Here is a 17,949-nt window from a genome sequence, read left to right on the forward strand (position 1 = left end):
TAAAGCTATATTTTATAATAAAAGCCTTAAAAAATAAGAAAATTAATTAAAATTATTTAATACATTTTTTCTCCTTTTTGAATTATTTAAATTATATTTTATTTTTTATATTTTTTTAAGAAAGCTTTAAATGAAATTGGATTACACTTCATTGTTGTAATTTTAATTTTAAGGAGAAAGCTATGAAACGCTTGTTAGCACTAGGTAGTGCCTGTATTATGTTATATGCTAATAATATAACACCTCAAGCTGATGGTATCGAGCCTAGAACTCTTCACGATTATGTAAATCAAGAAACTGATTTTATAGAGTTCTTAAAAGACCGCCATCCTATGTTTAAATACGAAAAGGAAGGAAATTTAGTTGGAAAATATTCTATTTCTAATCGCCAAGAAGAATTCGTAGAATTCGGTGGGCACGGAAATTACGAAAAAGACACAGGTCGTTCTGCATCAATTACATATCGTCTAGGTATGGAAAGTATTTTAGATTATCCAAATAAATTCGTAGGACCTAAAAAATGTGGTGAATGTCACCCTGCTCAATATGAAGCTTGGAATCGCTCACGCCACTCAAAAGTTATTCGTTTTCCTGATGAATTAGAAGAAGCTGGAGGAGACCCTAAAAAGCCTATGTATGGAAGCAGCGAAGCTACAATTTTACCAAAAGGTGTTGAAGCTGATGATGTATTTGTAATCGTAGGAACTCCTAGAACAAAATATGGTTTTATTGATAAATGGTTAGTTCGTGGAACTTATCACATTGAAGATGGAAAATTAGCTGATGGAACAGGTAAAATGGTTGCTGGAGGTAATCAATTCTCACGCCTTTGGGTTGAATCACTTACACCTGAAGTTGCGAAAAAAATCGCTGAATTCTCACCTGGCTTTCCTACAAAATTAGAAGATTTTGGCAAACAAACTTCAAGCGTTTGGGGAATAAACTCTTATGGTTCTACTTATAAAGAAAAAATGATGTTTCAACCTGCATCTGCATATTGTGAAGTATGCCATAGCTTTAAATTTGACTTTAAATCTAAAGAAGAATTCTTAGCAGCAATTGGAAATAAAGACGAGCTTAGAAAACACGCAATTTCTAAAGGAATTAGCTGTGAAGAATGTCACGGAGCTGGAGCTCACCTTTATGGAGCAAGGGGTGCTGGTATGCCAAGTAATTGCGAAAGATGCCATCAAAGATTTGCTTATGATAGCGAAGATGCGAAGATTGACCCAAGAAAGCCATTTAATAGCTACTTTAAATCAGCGTGTCCATCTTGTGGAACTGAAGGCTCACAAATGTATAATACTATGCACTATGATAAAGGTATGAGATGTTCAACTTGCCACGACCCACACGAAGTTACTGCAAATGATTGGAAAGACCCTTATACAAAAGTAGGACTTAAAAAAACTTGTAGTGATTGTCACGAAACTCAAGCTGAAATGTTTAAATACGGCGGAGCACACGCTAAAGATAATTGCACAGGCTGTCATATGCCAAATATGATGAGTTGTGAAAACTTTGCGAGCGTTCAAAACCCTGATAAAGGTGGATTTGACAATGTTCGTGCAAGTCATATATGGAAAATTTATGTAGATAAAGATGCAAAAACTCTAAACCCACCAGAAGGAAAACCAAGAGACCCACAAACAACTAAAGGTTGGACAATTGCTAGAAAAGATGGCAAATTCTTTGTGGATTTAATGTGGAGTTGCGGAAGAACTAGCTGGAGTGATGTAAATCTAGTAGGACCTGGGGCAAGTGGATGCCATAGTGCTGTGCAATCAACTTTACCAAAAGAATTACACTTCACAGACCAAGAGCAAATCTATGATAAAGTTATGGAATGGCAATTACCTGTTAAAGAAGGCTTTAAAAAACTAGAACTTGCAATTCGCAAAATTGATAGAGAACAAGCAAAGATGGATAATCTAAGCACAAAAACTAAATCAGAAATTATCCTACTTACAAAAGAAGCAAGAGCAATTTATGAAAAAATTGAAAAAGATGGAAGCTGGGGCGTTCATGGTCCAAAATATGCTCTAAAACTAATAAATGAAGCATTAGTTTATGTAGCACAAGCTCAAGATTTATTAGATGGTAAGAAATAATAAAAGGTTAGGAAAAATCCTAACCTTAGTGAAAGGATAAAATATGTTGCTAAGACTTATTTTTGCCATCTTTTTAAGCTTTAACCTTTTTGCATCGGAAGGCGATTTTGCAGTAGTTGAAGGAGTAATTCCTATATCTATGGCTGATGTAGAAAAAGAATTAGGTAAAAAAGATGTATATATATTTGACGCAAATACAAAAGAAGAAAGAATAAAATACGGCTATTTAAAAGGCTCTATTTTTATTAATACACCTGAATGGGTAAGTTTATTACCTAGCAATAAAGACGCTAAGATTATTTTTTATTGCTTAAATAGAATGTGCTATGCAAGTAGCGATGCTGCATTAAAAGCACAAAAACTAGGATATACAAATGTTCGTGTAATGCTAGATGGAATTGAAAGCTGGATTCTTAGTGCAAGACCTATTGAAAAAGGCGGCATAAAACCACTTGTAAAAAGCCATGATATTAATAGTTGGCACGAAGGAAATGAAGTAAGTAGTTTTAAAGATGAATTACATAAGAATTTAAGATTTGGTAATCTTCCTGCTTGTAGAGATTGTCATGGTGCTAGCGGAATTATCAATGATTTAGCAAACGATAAAGACAATGTAAATGCAAACTGCACTAGTTGTCATAAAGAAGTTAAGGCTGAATTTAGCGGAAGTGTGCATGATAAATTCACAAATCCAAGAGAAAAATCTCCATCATGTTCGGATTGTCATAATGTGCATGATAAACAACAATTAACCTCTTTAGCTGTTAAAAAATTAAGCGATGTAAAATGTGGAAGTTGCCATGAAAAAGAGCAAAAACACTATCACGAAACTTTCCACGGAAAGGCTATGGTTTTAGCAAAAGATGGTGAAAGCAAAAAAATAGCTGCTTGTTTTGATTGTCACGGGGCTCATAACATTCATAAACCAAAAGATGAGAAATCAACTTTATATGGTGAAACTAGAATAAAAACTTGTGAAAAATGCCACGAAGGAGCTAATGATAACTTTAGTGATTTTATAGCTCATGCTGACCATACTGATAAAGAGAATTTCCCTTTACTTTATTGGGCTTATGTGTTTATGACAGGGCTTGTAATATCAGTATTTGCATTCTTTGGCTTACACACATTCTTGTGGAGTATGAAACTAATTTATATGAGTATTAAATATAAAGATGAGTGGCGTGCAGCAAAAGAAAAAATGCATAATGACAAGGTAAATATTAAACGCTTTAGCACCTTGCATAGAATTCAGCATTTCTTTGTAGCTTCAAGCTTTTTAGGATTAAGTTTTTCTGGCTTACCGCAAAAATTCTATACCGCTCCTTGGGCTCAAACTATGATTGATTTAATGGGCGGAATTGTAATGGCTACTAAAATACACCATTTTAGTGCGTTTATTATGATTGCAGTATTCTTAAGCCACATTGCTGAAGTAGTTTATAATTCTTGGACTAAGCGTGATGCTATTCGTGATAATAATGGAAAGCTAAGCTTTAAATTATTCTTAGCAAAATTATTTGGACCTGATAGTTTAATGCCTAGAATGCAAGACTTAAGAGATGTTGTAGCTCATTTTAAATGGTTTATTGGAAAAGGCGAAAGACCTAAGTTTGATAGATTTACTTACTGGGAAAAATTTGATTATATAGCAGTATTTTGGGGTATGTTTATCATTGGCTTTAGTGGTTTAGTATTATGGTTTCCGGTTGAATTTACGAAGATTTTACCTGGCTTTATGCTAAATCTTGCAACGCTTGTGCATTCTGATGAAGCACTTTTAGCTACAGGATTTATTTTTGCGGTGCATTTTTTCAATACTCACTTTAGAGCTGATAGGTTCCCTATGGATATGGTTATCTTTAGTGGAGAACTAACCGAAGAAGAGTTAAAGCACGATAGACCTGAATGGTATGCAAGGCTTAAAGCTAGTGGAAAATTAGACGAACTTAAAAACGAAAGCAATTCTTTTGCTAAGTATTTTTATTTTGCAAGAGTTGTTGGATTTTTAATGTTATTTACTGGACTAATTTTTCTGTTCTTAATAATTTATGCCTTTGCTGATATGTTGATAGGATAAGAGTATGAAAAATAAAGATGCTAATATGATTTTAAGTTTTACGGCATCAAGTTTAATTGCTGCAGCACTAATTCTTAGTGCTTGCGGCAATGAAGCTAAAGAGCCTGAAGCTGTGGTTAAAGACTTTGTGCTTTTATGTGAAGCTGGGAAAATGAGTGATGCTGCTAAATTACTTGCTAGTAAAAATAATGTGGATTATTTTAAGAAGTTTCAAGATAAAGGTAAGGATATGATTTTTATAGATTATGATTATAAAGGTAATGATGATACTATAGAAATGAACTTTACTAAAAAGAACAAAAGTAGCGAAATAGCAATAGTTCAAGTAGATACAAACTACAAAATCCAGCAACATAAATTCAGTAAAGATGTGATTTTACACAACGAAAATGGCGAGTGGAAAATCTATGAATACCCAAGCTTATATCCTGTAAAGGTCAAATAAGTCTAGTTAACTAGACTTATTTAAATTCTTTTTAATTGCTTTTAAAATTACTTGAAAAAATGAAAATATCAAAATAAAAATATCAAAAAAACAATCATTTATATTATCAATGCCTAAGATAAAAGATATTGCTAAAGATAGCAAAAATAAAATTGATAGAATTTGATTTAGCAAATACGAAATTATAAAAATTACAAAAATTATTAAATAATTTAAAAAACCATTTTCATAATAAATATCAAAAGCAATAATATTTAAAAATGATAGAAAAAATAAAAGATTGATAACAAAAATATAAACATAAGCCCTAAAATCAAGCAATTTGCCTTGATTAAAAATTATTAATAGCAAAATTAAAACACTAAAAATACTAAGATTAGAAAATATACTATAAGTATAATCATTCAAACTCAAACCATTAAATATAGATATATTTGTCAAAAAAATTATCGCTAAATATATAAAAATTTTCTTCTTAATTGTAAGTTTTTGAAAAATACTTGCAAAAATTGATAAATAAAGTAAAGTATAAATAAAGTGCATTTTTAATCCTTTTTGTTAAATAAAAATTGTTTGTATTGAATAAAATCACGATTATGTGTGTATGTAATATGAGCTTTATTATCGCTAATAAATACACTTGCGTAGCTCATTTCTTTACCTTTATCAATATCTAAAATCCTATGAAAATCATTATAATCTTTCATAATAGCAAGGCTTAAAGTATTTCTTGAACCATCTTTATCGCTATTAAAAAGCAAGAAAATATCATTATTTACTTTGAATAAATTAATAGAATTATCATAATTTTTTAGATTTGTTTTTGTTAAATCATTGCAGTTTAAAAGATTATCACAAGTCATAGTATAAAAATCATAATTAGCACTTTTGCTAGACCTAAAAGCAAATAAAGCTAGTTTATCATTAATAGCAACGACACTTGGCTGAAATAAATCTTTAGCATTAGTGAGTTTTTTGATTTTTAAAAGTTCGCCTGAATTATTAAATACTAAAGCTAAAGGATATTTATTGGCTAATTCGTGATAAATTGGGAGTAAAAAGCCAAATTCTTTACCTAAATTAATATAAATAGCATTAGCTCTTACAAGATTACTAATATTTGCAAAAGGGCTTAAATGAAGGACTTTTTGGAATTTAAAATCAATAGTATCAATACTGCTAATATAATGATATATTTTGCTATTTGCCCAGCCGCCAAAACTAACTCCTACAACAAATAAATGGATTTTATTATCTGTTTTGACTAAGGTTGGATTTCCGATTTTTTTAATATATTCTTTGCTATCTTTCATAAGCTTTTCTCTAGTAATTAATGCAAAAGGCTCTAAATAATTTGTGCCTTGATAAATACTCGCATAAATTGCTACATCTTTTGCACCTTCTTTAGAACCTGCAAAAAATACGCTAAGCAAATAATCATTATTAAGAGATATTGTGCTTGAAGAATGTGCTGATAATACACCTTGTTTCATTGGTATAGAAATGCTTTTTAATTCTTGGATTGTTTGGGTTTTGTGGTTGGTTGGTTTGGTTAAATAAGTAAAATTTATATCTTTGTTATTTAATAAATACCCCCCCCCATAAAAATAAACTAAATAAAAATAATGTGAGTTTTTTCATCTTTGTCCTTTGTGGTTTTTAAAATCATAACTAATATTCATAAATTAATAATTTTGAAGTTTTATTTTTTCTGAAATTAAATCATTGAACCATTCAATATTTTTTTGTATATCTACTTTTCCATTTGTTATTTTTGCAATTAATTCATAATTTTTAGTGTTATCATAAACCAAAATCTCATCACACAACGGCATAATTTTTAAAAGATTTTGCATACTTTCGTAATATCTTTTATCTATTAAATGTGGTTCTATATCATGTCCACCTTTACTAACTCGTATTTTTACACGCTCTTTTGCTGTTTGTGGGCTATCAAGCCCTACAAAGCGTAAATTTATTTTGTAATTATTCTCTTTTAATTCATCAAATAGATTTAATATAGATTTTCCACAAAGTGTAGTTTCTTGATTGAAATTAAGTTTATCATCTATGTAAACCTTACGCATTTTTATAGCTATTCTTGAGGCACGAACTTGAGTTTGTCTATCTCTATAGTCTCCAATACTTTGAGCTATTTCATCTACATTTATACGATAGCCTAAATTTATTCCTTTTTCTAGTGTTAAAAAATATAAAGTGGTTTTTCCTGCACCATTTACACCAGCAAAAATAGTAACTATAGGTTGATTTATCATAAATTTTCCTTATATAGATTTTAAGTAATTATAATAAAAATTAAATAATTTTATTAATATAAAAAACTAAAAATATTTTATATTTATTTATATCTTTTTTATAAATTTTTAAAAACAATTGCTAACCCGAATACTTAGAATTTAAAAAAAAATCAAATTAAATTCCAAATCCAAAAAAATATCAAAAATAATAATTTATACCTATTTTAAATGTTTCGTTTTTGTGAAAATATTTTTGAAATTCAGCAAAAATCGCAGTGTTTTTATAAATCTTAAAATGAGTTTTGATACTTAAAATATCTTCTAATAAGCCGTGCTTATAAAAATTCTTATGATAACTTAAACTAAGCTTATTTGCTTTATAAGATAGGCTTGTAATTATTTGATTATTAAAGCTCAAACCATCTTTATAAACTCTAAAACCACTTAAAAATGATAATAAAAAATACTCATTAACAAAACTAATCCCACCTAAAAGCTCCATATTTGCTAATTTATCATCTAATACATCATCATAAGCTAATTTAAACAAAAAACTTGGCTTATGATTTATATAGTTAAAATCACTTAAACTTGCAAGTCTTAGCAGGACAAACTCATCTAATTTAGGCTTTTTATCATAATTAATAGTAGTGCTTAAAAATTCTATCCCTATACCTTTATCAAAACCCAAATCATCTTCATAAATATCGTGCAAGGCTGGTCTAATTGATAATAAAGCTTTCTTTTTTGTATCATAAGCAAATGATATTTTGCTAGGATAATTAGCCTTAATTATGCTTTCCTTTGGAGTTTTTAAAGGAAGCTTTGCTATTTTGCTTTGAGATAAATTACTAGATATTTTATGAGTTATTTTTTTGTATTCATCTACACTAAGCTCATTTTTACTAGCATAATACTGACTAAGCTCGTTCGCTAAGGCTAAAATAGAATAATCATAATTTGGCTCAATTTTACCTAAAGCTATATTTTTTGCTAGATTTATCTCATCAAAACTCAAATCTTTTGCTTGATTTAAAATGGTATTTAACTTTGATGCTCTATAGTGATAATCACTAATTAGATTAATGTCGTTGATTTTTTGTATAGTATTGCTTGGGATTACGCTATAAATAAATTTATTTCTTAATTTAATATCAGGATTTGCATTCTCAAGTAACCACAAAATATTATAAGAACAATTTTTATCAAAAAACAAATAAACCGAACTACTATCCTTAATCTCCCATAAATGCAAAATCAGTCTATTTACTTCTTCTTCATTTAATTTTAAATCATACTCGTAAAGGTCTCTATTTTCGCTATCTTTGTATGTTTTTAACATATCATAATAAGGCTTTAAAGAATACTTGCCAATGTATCCGCCAAACAAACCTTTAAAGGCAAACTTTAAGCCATTTTCATCTTTTTCATCAACATCGGCAGCATAATTAATAGCGTAAGATAAAAGCCTTGAATTGTAATTAGAATTAATTAGCAAAAATGTATGCCCAAACATTGAAGCTGGGGAATTTAAATAAGCAGCTGGAAAAACTATGCTAATTGATTTAGGGCTAATATATTCTAAGAAATTATTCAAATCAGAACAATTTAAATCCTGATTTTTAGTAAGTTTTAGAGATTTTTCTATGTATTTTGCCCTTAAAGGAAACTTGCAAATAAAGTGCAAATTATCATTATCGTTGCTAAAAGTTATAGCAGAATCTTTTTGATTTAACTCTTCTTTTTTGCCTAAATATATTTCTTTTTTTAAAAAATACATATATAAATTAAGCTCAAATTCTGATTTTAAATTCCTTTGATTTGAATAAAAAAATTCTTTATTAATTATCTCGCTTTTGTTGTTTGTAAAGTGAAGGAGATTTTTCCATTCTATTGTGTTAAAAACTTGTTTTTGATTAGCTTGTTGAATAATTTCTAAAAACTCATCTTTAGAAATACTTAATTTAGAAAAATCAAGATTTAATAATTCATTATCTTGTGCCTTTGCAAAAATACAAAAGCACAATAAAAATAAAAACTTTTTCAATTATAAAGCAGAAGCTCTATCTAAAACTTGAGCACCTACAACATCGCTTGAATTATAAATAGCTAAGTAATTTGCTCTTAAATTAGCTTTAAATAAATCAGCATCTTTTACTTCTAAAAGTTCAGCTAAAGTATCTAAATGCTCGCCCATTCCTAAAGCAGCTTCATTTGATAAGGCGTCAAGATTTGCATTTACGAAATTAATTGCTTTTTCATTATGAACTAATCTTGTTTCTTGGCAATTTAGTGTTCCTGTAGTAATACCAAAAGTTTGATTACCTGAAGTTCCGTTTGTAGTAGCTTGTAAAGCATACATAATTGCTGAATCAGGGTTTTTAATAATTATAGTTCCAAGTCCGCAACCTGTTTGAGTATTTGCACCTGCAAATAAAGAAGTGCTAATCGCACCAACAACTACCAATGAAGAAAGTAATTTTCTCATTATAACTCCTTTTAAAGTATTAAAAAAACAAATTATAAAACTATATATTAACAATGAGTATGAATGGTGCGCCCGAAGGAATTCGAATCCCTGACCTTTTGAACCGCAATCAAATGCTCTATCCAGCTGAGCTACGAGCGCATAAAATAAGTTTTTGAAATAAAGTGGCGGACAGAGAGGGATTTGAACCCTCGAGCCCCGATTAAGAGCTGCACCCTTAGCAGGGGTGTGGTTTCAGCCACTCACCCATCTGTCCAATAAGTAAAACGCATATTATATATTTTAAAAATTAGATTTAGCTTAAATTATTCCAAAAGTTGTAATTTTTCATCACATAAATTTTTCCAATCACCACTTTTGCATTCTTTTAAAGTTTCTTTTGCTTTTTCAAATTCTTTATTTTTAATTAGCATACTAGCTTCTAAATATTTTGCATTGCTGTATTCTTCTTCGCTTAATTTTAATTTATATAAATCTATAAATATTTCTTTAGCTTCTTTTATATTATTTTTATTAATTAAAGCATTTAAAGTAATTAACTCTATCTTAGGACTATATAAATTAATACCTAAATAATTTTGTATATTAATTGCTTTTTTACCATAAGTAATAGCTGAAATATCAAGATTATTGTTTTTAAAGTAATTCAAAAATTCGTCATAAACCTCAACTAATCTTAATCCATTACCGTATTTTTCAAGCTGTTTTAATGAAAAAATAGCATCATTGTATTTGTTTTGCTTAATTAATGATAATGATAAATAATAATATATCTCAAAATATTCTGGTTTTTTAATATTAAATCGTTTATTTAAAATAGATTTGATTATATTTTCCACATCTTTATACTGCTTATTTAAATATAAAAGTTTTGCTTGTTTGATTTTATAAAACACCAAATCTTCATTTTCAAACTTAATTGCAAAATCTAAAGCTAATTTATTTTCTTTTTTTCTCTCTAAGCACTCTAAATATTTCATTTTATTAATGACTTTTTCATCACTTATAAAATTATTATTTTTTATGTATCCTAAAACTTCATCGCAATCATCATCATCTAATGCAATATTTAATAAATTAATCAAGCTACTATCATATAAAGAAATTAGCTCTTCATTTTCACTATCTTTTATTTTCTTTTCTAGTTTTAAAATCTTTTCATAATCTTTTTCTTTATACAATAATTTAACTTCTTCATAAAGAGCTCTTTTTGATATATTATTATCATATTTAGCCATTAAAAAATTATAATATTCGTGCAATTTAAAGCTATCTTGTTCATCTTTTTCAAAATATAAACTATCAATAGTTTCATCAATGATATTCATATATTCGCCATTTGGAAATAGCTTTTTATATTCATTTAAATATTCATCAGCCTTTTTATAATCATTATTTTTAGCTAAAGAAACACCTAAATTTTTTAACACTCTTTCATAATAAGGGTCTAATTTATTTGAATTTTTAAATAAAAACTCATAAATAGGAGCACTAATATCATACATTTTTTCCTTGAAAAAATCATCAGCTAAACCTAAGGTTTTATCCTTATCTTCTAATAAATATTGCTCATTTGCATTAAAGACTTTTAATACAAATTCCTTAGCTTCCTTTGCTTTATTATGACTAATATTGATTTTTGCTAAAGATATTGCAGCTTTACTAGCCAAAATCGCATCATCTGAACTAAATAAAATATTATTATAAATAATAGTAGCAGCATCTCTTTTGCCGTGAGATAGTAAAAAATCAGCATAGTTTAAACTTGCCAATTTTGTGTAATAAGAATTTGGATGCTCGTTATTTAAAATATCTATAAAATATTCAGCATCACTTCTTTGTTCTAATTTTAAATAAGTTTTTACCATCATTTGCAATATTTCAGTGTAATTCTCATCACTTGGAAAAACCCTTACATAATCTTTTGCACTTGAAATAATTTCTTCGCTTAAAGTGGTATTTTCATTTAGCAAATTAAACATAGCTCTAATTCTATACAAATAAAACTCGCTTATAAAAATACTATTTTTATATTTTTCTAAAGACATATTGCATAAATCTAATAGCTCTTTATATTGCTTATTATCGTAATATTTTTTAATACTCAAATAAGAATTAATATCACTATTATCGCTAATATTTACAGGATTTTGGTCTAAATCAAGCCCTTCTATAAAAGGAGTTTGCAAATCAGGAAAAATCACATCAAAATCAAGTCCATTAGGACTTAACACTCCTTGAGTATATGGAAAAAATATAAAAGTAAAATTTTTAGAAACTTTTTTGCTAGATGCAAAAACCACATTAGTATCATATAATTTTTGCTCGCTATCAACAATACTAACATTTGTTTTAGGGTAAATATATATATCTAAAGTATCTTTTGAATTTTTAAATTCTAATTTGAATAAAGTTAAATCTTGATTTGATAATAACCTTGATTTACCCTTCACACTACATTTAAAATAAAGTTTTAAATTCTCATCTTGTAATTTATCACAAGTTATATCAGTATTGTTTTTAATATGTAAAACTGATATATTTTTATTTATTTCCTTGCCAGAGTTTATATATAGTTCAAAAGAATATAAATAAACGCAAAAGCAAAGAAATAATATTTTTTTCATTATTTAATATAATCTAATCCAACGCTTGCAACAAAAGAAGCAATAACTGCTAAAATTAAAACTATTTTTTGAGCGTTATTAAAATATAAAAATCCTATTTCTTTATCTGCAAAAATTGCTTTTATAAATCTTAAATAAGCAAATAGCATAATAATTGAGCTAAGTGCCATACAAATTGCTGCATAAATATTAACATTTAAAGCTATATTAATTACACCAACCTTAGCAAAAAATACACCAAATGGTGGCAATGCTGCAAGATTTAACAATAATACAACAATACAAATTCCTAATAAAGGATATTTCTTAAACACCCCTTTTAAATTCTCATAATTTGTGTCTTTAAACGCACCTAAAAACATAAATAATGCGATATTTACAAATGCAAATGTTAAAAAATAATATAAAAACATTTGGCTTGATAAATGAAAAAATGCAAGGGTTGAATAAGCAAACGATGAATGTGAAACAGAGCTATATACTAACATTGATTTTGCATTATCTTGCTTTAATGACATAACACTAGCAAAAAGCATAGAAGCACAAGCAATAATTAAAATAATCTCACTTACATTGAAGAAATTTTCAAATGAAATCATAAATCTATATGCAAATACCATCATAGCTATTTTTGGAACTATTGAAATAAATCCAGCTAAACTTGAATCAGCCTTTAAATACACATCTTTAAGCCACATATGAAGCGGTGCTACTGATAATTTAAATAATATTGTAATTCCTATCATAACAAAGGCTAAAATACTAGCCGTGCTAATTGTAGCTAATGAGTTTAGTTCTAAACTTGCACTATCAAAATAATACATTGCAGAACCCATAGCAAAAAATGCTGAGCCTAGCATTCCGTAATTAAAGTATTTAATAGCACCTTCAATTGCTTTTTTCTTAAACGCTATTAAGCTATAAAGTGCTAAAGAAGAGCCTTCAAGAGTTATAAAAGCTACTATTAAATTATTAGTGCTTACCATAAAATTTAAACAAGCTATCATCATTAAAAATAATGCAAAAAACTCACCTTCATCAGCTCTTTTATTAGCAAGTAGAAAATAAATAGCTGATAGATTGATTAATATACTTGAATATTTTGCTAAATTATCAAATATAAATAAATCAAAAAAACTCTCATCATAAGGGCAATTAAATTGGCAAATAATAGCAATTATTAAAGCCACAATACTAAGCCCTTTTAAAGCTCTTAAATCAAATTTATAAAATAAATTAGCAACCAATATAAAACAAGCAAAAACTATCAAAGCAAGTTCAGGTAAAATAAGTAATACATTTAAATCAAGTTGCATTCTATCTCCTTATACCGCAAAGTTGATATAATCTAAAATTATATTAGGATTTACTCCAAATACAATTATAATCAAAGCTATGAAAGATAAAATTATTATCTTAGATAAACTAACCTTTATGTCTTTAGCTTCATTTTCTTTACTTAAAAAGCTATTTCTAAACATATTGAGCATATAAACAGCTCCAAGTATCACAACTAAAGTAGCAAAAACTCCAGCCATCTTACTAGCTGCAAATACTCCATAAAGAACCAAAAACTCACCTGCAAAGCTTATAGTAAGTGGTAAAGAAATTGATGAAAATAATAAAACTCCAAAAATAAATGTCAAATAAGGCATATGTTTAGCTAAGCCCTTTAACTCACTTAGATTATAAGTTTTGTAATTATCTTTTAAAATTTCAGCGTAAAAAAACATTGCCCCACTTACAATAGCATGAGCTACCATATAAACAACAGCTCCACTTAAAGCAATTGGATGCATAGAAAAAATACCTAAACAAATAATTCCTAAGTGTGATATTGAACTCATTGCACTTAATTCTTTATAATTTTTCGCATTGCTTGCTAGAAGTGCTGCATAAATTGCTGAAATTATACATAATGTATAAATTATCCCACTAAATTCATTAATACTAACAGCAAATAAAGGAAGGCAAAACTTAATCATTCCAAAAGGCGCCATTTTAAAACTTGCAAGCATTACAGAAACAAAATTAGGTGCTTTTGAATAAGTTTTAATAGCCCAACTATGAAATGGAAAAATAGGAGCTTTTATAGCAAATGCTAGGAAAAATCCTATAAATAATAAAGTATTTTCAATAGGACTTAAATTTGTAGTTGAGAAATAACTAATGTCAAAATTTAAAATCGCATCATTAACTCTTGCATTATAAGCTAGATAAATCATAGCAAGTAGCATAAAAATTGAGCCTAAAAATGCAAATACAAAAAATGACCTAGCTAGTTTTGCTTCATTGTTTTTAACCATTAAATATAAAAGTGGAAATAATGAAACTTCCCAAAAAATATAAAATAATAAAGCATCATTTGCTAAAAATAAACCATTCATACAAGCACTTAAAATCATAGCACTTATTAAAAAGTCTTTTGTTTGTTTAGAAAAAAAGCACATTGACAAAAATAGCATAAGATTTGCCACAAAAGCTAAAGTAAATGCTATCTCATCAGCTTTTAAATTAATCCCAAAATTAAAAGCTTTTATTAAAGTATAATTAAATGTATGAATTTCATCAATTATCACATAATAATTAAGGCATAAAATTATAAAAGAAAATAAAATTCCACTAATTTTAGAAGCCTTATCATTTATAAAATATGCACTAACCCCAAAAATTAAAGGTAAAAATATCAATAAACTAAGCATATATCACCACCATTGTTAAAAGTAAAAACACACAAAATGCACAAATAAACACAATGTGAAGAGTTAAGTTATTGTTTTTGTTCTCACAAGAAACAAGACTTAAAAGCTTTTTAGGACATTCAAAAATAAATGAATATAGACCTTCTTCAAATCCTGTTAATACTTTAGCTAAACATTTATAAGGTTGTATGAAAATAATCTCATATAATTTAGGTATGTAATATTCATTTTCTAAAAGCTTTTTATATTTACAATTGCAAGTTTCTTTTGCACCATTTTTATAAACTACTATAGCTAAAACAATTCCTACTATAGCAACCACTAAAGAAATAGCAATTAATACATAATTATGGTGTAATTCTTGCATAGGAATTCTAATAAATTCAAAGAATTTACTATCCCAAAAACCTGCAATAATTGCTAATATTGCTAAAGGTAGCATTGCAATTAATGCTATAGGTTTTGCTTCGTGTGGATGGATTGTGTGATTTTTTGGAGCAAAAAATACCATCATTAATAGTCTAAAACTATAAAACGCTGTTAAAAACGCTGTAAATAATAAAACAGAATATAAGCCAAAATGCTCTGTTACAAATGCAAAATCTAAAATCTTATCTTTTGAGAAAAATCCTGCGAATGGATAAATACCACTTAAAGCTAAACTTGCAATTATCATTAAAACTGCTGTAACTTTCATAGGTTTATACAATTTACCCATTTTGTAAATGTTTAATTCATCGTGCATTGCGTGCATAATATTTCCAGCACCTAAGAATAATAATGCTTTAAAAAATGCGTGAGTTACTAAATGAAATAATGCTATTTTATAAGCTCCTAAACCACAAGCTACGAACATATATCCAAGTTGAGAAAGTGTAGAAAATGCCACAATTCTTTTTAAATCTTTTGCAGCAATTGCCATTGAAGCAGCAAATAAAGCTACAAAAGCACCTAAACAAGCTATAAAATAACTTACATTTGGAACTTGCGAAAATAAATCGTGAGAGCGAATTACCAAATAAACACCAGCAGTTACCATCGTAGCAGCGTGGATTAATGCTGAAACTGGTGTTGGACCTGCCATCGCATTTGCTAGCCAAGTATGGAATGGAAATTGAGCTGATTTACCCATAGCACCAACAAATAATAAAGCAGCAATTAAAGTTAATAAATTAGGATTTAACATTTCGTGAAAGCTTAATATAGCAAATACTTCTTTATAGCTTAAAGTTCCGAAATTAAAATATATTAAAAATATTCCTAAAAGCATTGCAAAATCGCTTATTCTATTCATAATAAAAGCTTCATTTGCTGCTAATGAGAATTTTTCATTTTGATACCAAAAGCCGATTAATAACCAAGAGCATAGACCAACGCCTTCCCATCCAACAAATAATAATAAGAAATTATCACTCATTACTAAAATTAGCATACAAAATACGAACAAGCCTAAAAATGCAAAGAATTTATTAAAGCCTTCATCGTGTTCCATATAATAAATACTATAAAAATGCACACAAGTAGCAACTAATGTTACAACGCACATCATAGTAAGGCTAACAGAATCTATTAAAAAGCCGAAATTAACATTTAAAATTCCTATCCAATGACCCAAACTAATATACAAATTCTTATCTGCTAAATAATATAAAGATATAAAAGCAAAAATACAAGCTAAAAGCATTAAATAAGAACAAAAATAACCTATTACTTTATTTTTTGGAGAAAAAGAATAAATTCCTGCAAAAATTGCACTTAATAATGGTAAAAATAAAACACATAATAAACTCATTTGCACTCTCCAAAATCTAGACTTTTATCGCGTCTATATTTAATCACACAAAAGCTAAGCCCAATAGCTACTTCGCAAGCTGCTATTGCCATAATAAAAATAGCAAAAACTTGCCCATCTAAAGCATTGTGCATTTTTGAAATTGCTACAAAAGCTAAATTTGCAGCATTTAACATTATTTCAGTAGATATAAAAAACATTATTAAATTCTGTCTTTTTAATACTCCTACTAAACCAATCAAAAACAATACAATTGATAATAATAAATAATTCATTGTTCTTCCTTTATCTTCTTTGCTACTAGCACAATAGCTGCTATTATTACCATTAGTAAAACCACTGCAACTATCTCAAAAGCTAAAAGGTATTTTGTAAATAAAATAATCCCTAAACTACGAGTATTTTCAAGCTCTTCGCTAACCAATAAACTTGATTGAGATAAATTTAACTTAAATCCTAAAGTCATAATTATCATAAGAACACTCGCTAAAATACTTAAACTAAAAAAAGTTTTTTTATGTTTTAGCTTTTCTTTTAATTCTTTGCTTAAATCAAAAAACATCATAGCAAAACTATAAAGCCCTAAAACAGCCCCACTATATACTATAATTTGAGCAGCACCCAAAAACTCTGCTCCTAATAAAAAATAATGAGCGCTTAAAAATACCATTCCGCAAGCAAGAGAGCTAAGAGAATATAAAATATTTTTAGAACTTACCGCAATTATAAAAAATCCCGCAACTAAAGCAGCGAAAATATAAAATATAATTAACTCAAACATCTTTTGCCTCTTTATTCGTTTTATCTTCTTTTGTATCGCTAGAATTTGAAACTGAAGCTTCACTTTCTCTTGCCTTCATTACATCATAATAATTTGGCGTAACTTTTACAAAGTCATCAGCATCAGCTCTTAAACTTCCAGCACCTTCAAATTCAACTTGATTAATTAGATTATCAATTGGAGTTAATATATCTTTTTTATGTGCAAAATATGACCTTTGCTCTGCTGCATTTTCATATTCAACACCATGCACAATAGCAAGTTCAGGACAAACCTCAGCACAAAATCCACAATAAATACAACGACCAAGATTAATAGAATAATTACTTACTAATTTTCTACCATCATCGCCTAATTTTGTCTCCATTCTAATACAATTTGAAATACAAATTTTTTCACACAACCCACAACCAATACAGCGTTCATTTTCGCTTTCAATAAATCTTTGCAATCTATGCACAGCACGATAACGATTATCTAATTTGATTTTTTCCATTGGATATTTAATAGTTGCTGAATTACCCCTTTTTAAGGTTTCATTAATTATAAATGCTAAACCGCTGATTAAATCAGTATTTAAACATCTTTTAACACTTCTTATAAATTTTTCATAAGGAGTAAGAATTAATTTTCTTTTTTCATCTACTACATAATACTTTTTCATA

15 protein-coding genes and 2 tRNA genes are annotated in these 17,949 nt (G+C 28.0%); 3 read left to right on the plus strand and 14 right to left on the minus strand.

All coding sequences use genetic code 11. The annotated features are described in order from the left end of the window. Positions 1–182: 182 nt before the first annotated feature. Genes AVBRAN12637_RS05645 through AVBRAN12637_RS05655 form a run of 3 tightly spaced genes read left to right on the plus strand, consistent with a single transcriptional unit; the run spans position 183 to position 4,636 of the window. Positions 183–2,111, plus strand: a complete 1,929-nt coding sequence (locus tag AVBRAN12637_RS05645) for a multiheme c-type cytochrome (protein WP_214117464.1) — start codon at positions 183–185, stop codon at positions 2,109–2,111. Between the two features lie 43 nt (positions 2,112–2,154). Further along, the gene (locus tag AVBRAN12637_RS05650) at positions 2,155–4,191 is read left to right on the plus strand and encodes a rhodanese-like domain-containing protein (protein WP_214119755.1); all 2,037 of its coding nucleotides are present in this window, start codon (positions 2,155–2,157) and stop codon (positions 4,189–4,191) included. 4 nt (positions 4,192–4,195) lie between these two features. Continuing rightward, positions 4,196–4,636, plus strand: coding sequence for a DUF4878 domain-containing protein (locus AVBRAN12637_RS05655; protein WP_214117466.1), 441 nt, complete (start codon positions 4,196–4,198; stop codon positions 4,634–4,636). 6 nt (positions 4,637–4,642) lie between these two features. Here the strand turns inward: AVBRAN12637_RS05655 and AVBRAN12637_RS05660 are convergent, their stop codons facing one another. From AVBRAN12637_RS05660 to nuoI, 14 genes are all read right to left on the minus strand, one after another. Next, positions 4,643–5,179, minus strand: coding sequence for a hypothetical protein (locus tag AVBRAN12637_RS05660; protein ID WP_239803324.1), 537 nt, complete (start codon positions 5,177–5,179; stop codon positions 4,643–4,645). A gap of 2 nt (positions 5,180–5,181) precedes the next feature. Then, positions 5,182–6,129 (minus strand): exo-alpha-sialidase, encoded by a 948-nt coding sequence (locus AVBRAN12637_RS05665; protein ID WP_239803323.1) that lies wholly within the window; start codon positions 6,127–6,129, stop codon positions 5,182–5,184. Positions 6,130–6,321: 192 nt separating this feature from the next. Further along, on the minus strand, positions 6,322–6,912 hold the full coding sequence (locus AVBRAN12637_RS05670) for a zeta toxin family protein (protein ID WP_239803322.1): 591 nt from the start codon (positions 6,910–6,912) through the stop codon (positions 6,322–6,324). 181 nt (positions 6,913–7,093) lie between these two features. Next, the gene (locus tag AVBRAN12637_RS05675) at positions 7,094–8,941 is read right to left on the minus strand and encodes an Lnb N-terminal periplasmic domain-containing protein (protein ID WP_239803321.1); all 1,848 of its coding nucleotides are present in this window, start codon (positions 8,939–8,941) and stop codon (positions 7,094–7,096) included. After that, complete coding sequence (locus AVBRAN12637_RS05680) at positions 8,942–9,382, minus strand: DUF3015 family protein (protein ID WP_214117471.1); 441 nt, start codon at positions 9,380–9,382, stop codon at positions 8,942–8,944. Positions 9,383–9,446: 64 nt separating this feature from the next. After that, positions 9,447–9,523 (minus strand) — tRNA-Arg (locus tag AVBRAN12637_RS05685). 24 nt (positions 9,524–9,547) lie between these two features. Beyond that, a tRNA-Ser gene (locus tag AVBRAN12637_RS05690) sits at positions 9,548–9,638 on the minus strand. A gap of 49 nt (positions 9,639–9,687) precedes the next feature. Continuing rightward, entirely contained in the window at positions 9,688–12,009 is a 2,322-nt protein-coding gene (locus AVBRAN12637_RS05695) for a tetratricopeptide repeat protein (RefSeq protein ID WP_239803320.1), read from the minus strand. After that, the gene (locus AVBRAN12637_RS05700) at positions 12,009–13,325 is read right to left on the minus strand and encodes an NADH-quinone oxidoreductase subunit N (protein WP_214117473.1); all 1,317 of its coding nucleotides are present in this window, start codon (positions 13,323–13,325) and stop codon (positions 12,009–12,011) included. Before AVBRAN12637_RS05700 ends, AVBRAN12637_RS05695 begins: the two co-directional genes overlap by 1 nt. A 9-nt stretch (positions 13,326–13,334) precedes the next feature. Then, a complete protein-coding gene (locus AVBRAN12637_RS05705; RefSeq protein WP_214117474.1) occupies positions 13,335–14,711 on the minus strand; it encodes a complex I subunit 4 family protein in 1,377 nt (458 codons plus the stop codon). Next, on the minus strand, positions 14,704–16,509 hold the full coding sequence (gene nuoL / locus AVBRAN12637_RS05710) for an NADH-quinone oxidoreductase subunit L (RefSeq protein ID WP_442862226.1): 1,806 nt from the start codon (positions 16,507–16,509) through the stop codon (positions 14,704–14,706). The genes AVBRAN12637_RS05705 and nuoL overlap by 8 nt, the downstream gene beginning before the upstream one ends. Then, the gene (gene nuoK / locus AVBRAN12637_RS05715; protein ID WP_214117476.1) at positions 16,500–16,778 is read right to left on the minus strand and encodes an NADH-quinone oxidoreductase subunit NuoK; all 279 of its coding nucleotides are present in this window, start codon (positions 16,776–16,778) and stop codon (positions 16,500–16,502) included. The genes nuoL and nuoK overlap by 10 nt, the downstream gene beginning before the upstream one ends. After that, positions 16,775–17,284 carry an NADH-quinone oxidoreductase subunit J gene (locus AVBRAN12637_RS05720; RefSeq protein ID WP_214117477.1) on the minus strand — a complete coding sequence of 170 codons (510 nt, stop codon included), beginning with the start codon at positions 17,282–17,284 and terminating at the stop codon, positions 16,775–16,777. Before AVBRAN12637_RS05720 ends, nuoK begins: the two co-directional genes overlap by 4 nt. Further along, positions 17,277–17,948, minus strand: a complete 672-nt coding sequence (gene nuoI / locus AVBRAN12637_RS05725; RefSeq protein WP_336607172.1) for an NADH-quinone oxidoreductase subunit NuoI — start codon at positions 17,946–17,948, stop codon at positions 17,277–17,279. Before nuoI ends, AVBRAN12637_RS05720 begins: the two co-directional genes overlap by 8 nt. Position 17,949: the final 1 nt, after the last annotated feature.

The organism is Campylobacter sp. RM12637, from assembly GCF_020137645.1.
Lineage (GTDB): Bacteria > Campylobacterota > Campylobacteria > Campylobacterales > Campylobacteraceae > Campylobacter_E.

What these genes read in the sequence shown, in the direction of transcription:
- AVBRAN12637_RS05645 (WP_214117464.1), top strand. Translation starts at nt 183, where the DNA reads ATGAAACGCTTGTTAGCACTAGGTAGTGCCTGTATTATGTTATATGCT.
- AVBRAN12637_RS05650 (WP_214119755.1), top strand. Translation starts at nt 2,155, where the DNA reads ATGTTGCTAAGACTTATTTTTGCCATCTTTTTAAGCTTTAACCTTTTT.
- AVBRAN12637_RS05655 (WP_214117466.1), top strand. Translation starts at nt 4,196, where the DNA reads ATGAAAAATAAAGATGCTAATATGATTTTAAGTTTTACGGCATCAAGT.
- AVBRAN12637_RS05660 (WP_239803324.1), bottom strand. Translation starts at nt 5,179, where the DNA reads ATGCACTTTATTTATACTTTACTTTATTTATCAATTTTTGCAAGTATT.
- AVBRAN12637_RS05665 (WP_239803323.1), bottom strand. Translation starts at nt 6,129, where the DNA reads ATGAAACAAGGTGTATTATCAGCACATTCTTCAAGCACAATATCTCTT.
- AVBRAN12637_RS05670 (WP_239803322.1), bottom strand. Translation starts at nt 6,912, where the DNA reads ATGATAAATCAACCTATAGTTACTATTTTTGCTGGTGTAAATGGTGCA.
- AVBRAN12637_RS05680 (WP_214117471.1), bottom strand. Translation starts at nt 9,382, where the DNA reads ATGAGAAAATTACTTTCTTCATTGGTAGTTGTTGGTGCGATTAGCACT.
- AVBRAN12637_RS05695 (WP_239803320.1), bottom strand. Translation starts at nt 12,009, where the DNA reads ATGAAAAAAATATTATTTCTTTGCTTTTGCGTTTATTTATATTCTTTT.
- AVBRAN12637_RS05700 (WP_214117473.1), bottom strand. Translation starts at nt 13,325, where the DNA reads ATGCAACTTGATTTAAATGTATTACTTATTTTACCTGAACTTGCTTTG.
- AVBRAN12637_RS05705 (WP_214117474.1), bottom strand. Translation starts at nt 14,711, where the DNA reads ATGCTTAGTTTATTGATATTTTTACCTTTAATTTTTGGGGTTAGTGCA.
- nuoK (WP_214117476.1), bottom strand. Translation starts at nt 16,778, where the DNA reads ATGAATTATTTATTATTATCAATTGTATTGTTTTTGATTGGTTTAGTA.
- AVBRAN12637_RS05720 (WP_214117477.1), bottom strand. Translation starts at nt 17,284, where the DNA reads ATGTTTGAGTTAATTATATTTTATATTTTCGCTGCTTTAGTTGCGGGA.
- nuoI (WP_336607172.1), bottom strand. Translation starts at nt 17,948, where the DNA reads ATGAAAAAGTATTATGTAGTAGATGAAAAAAGAAAATTAATTCTTACT.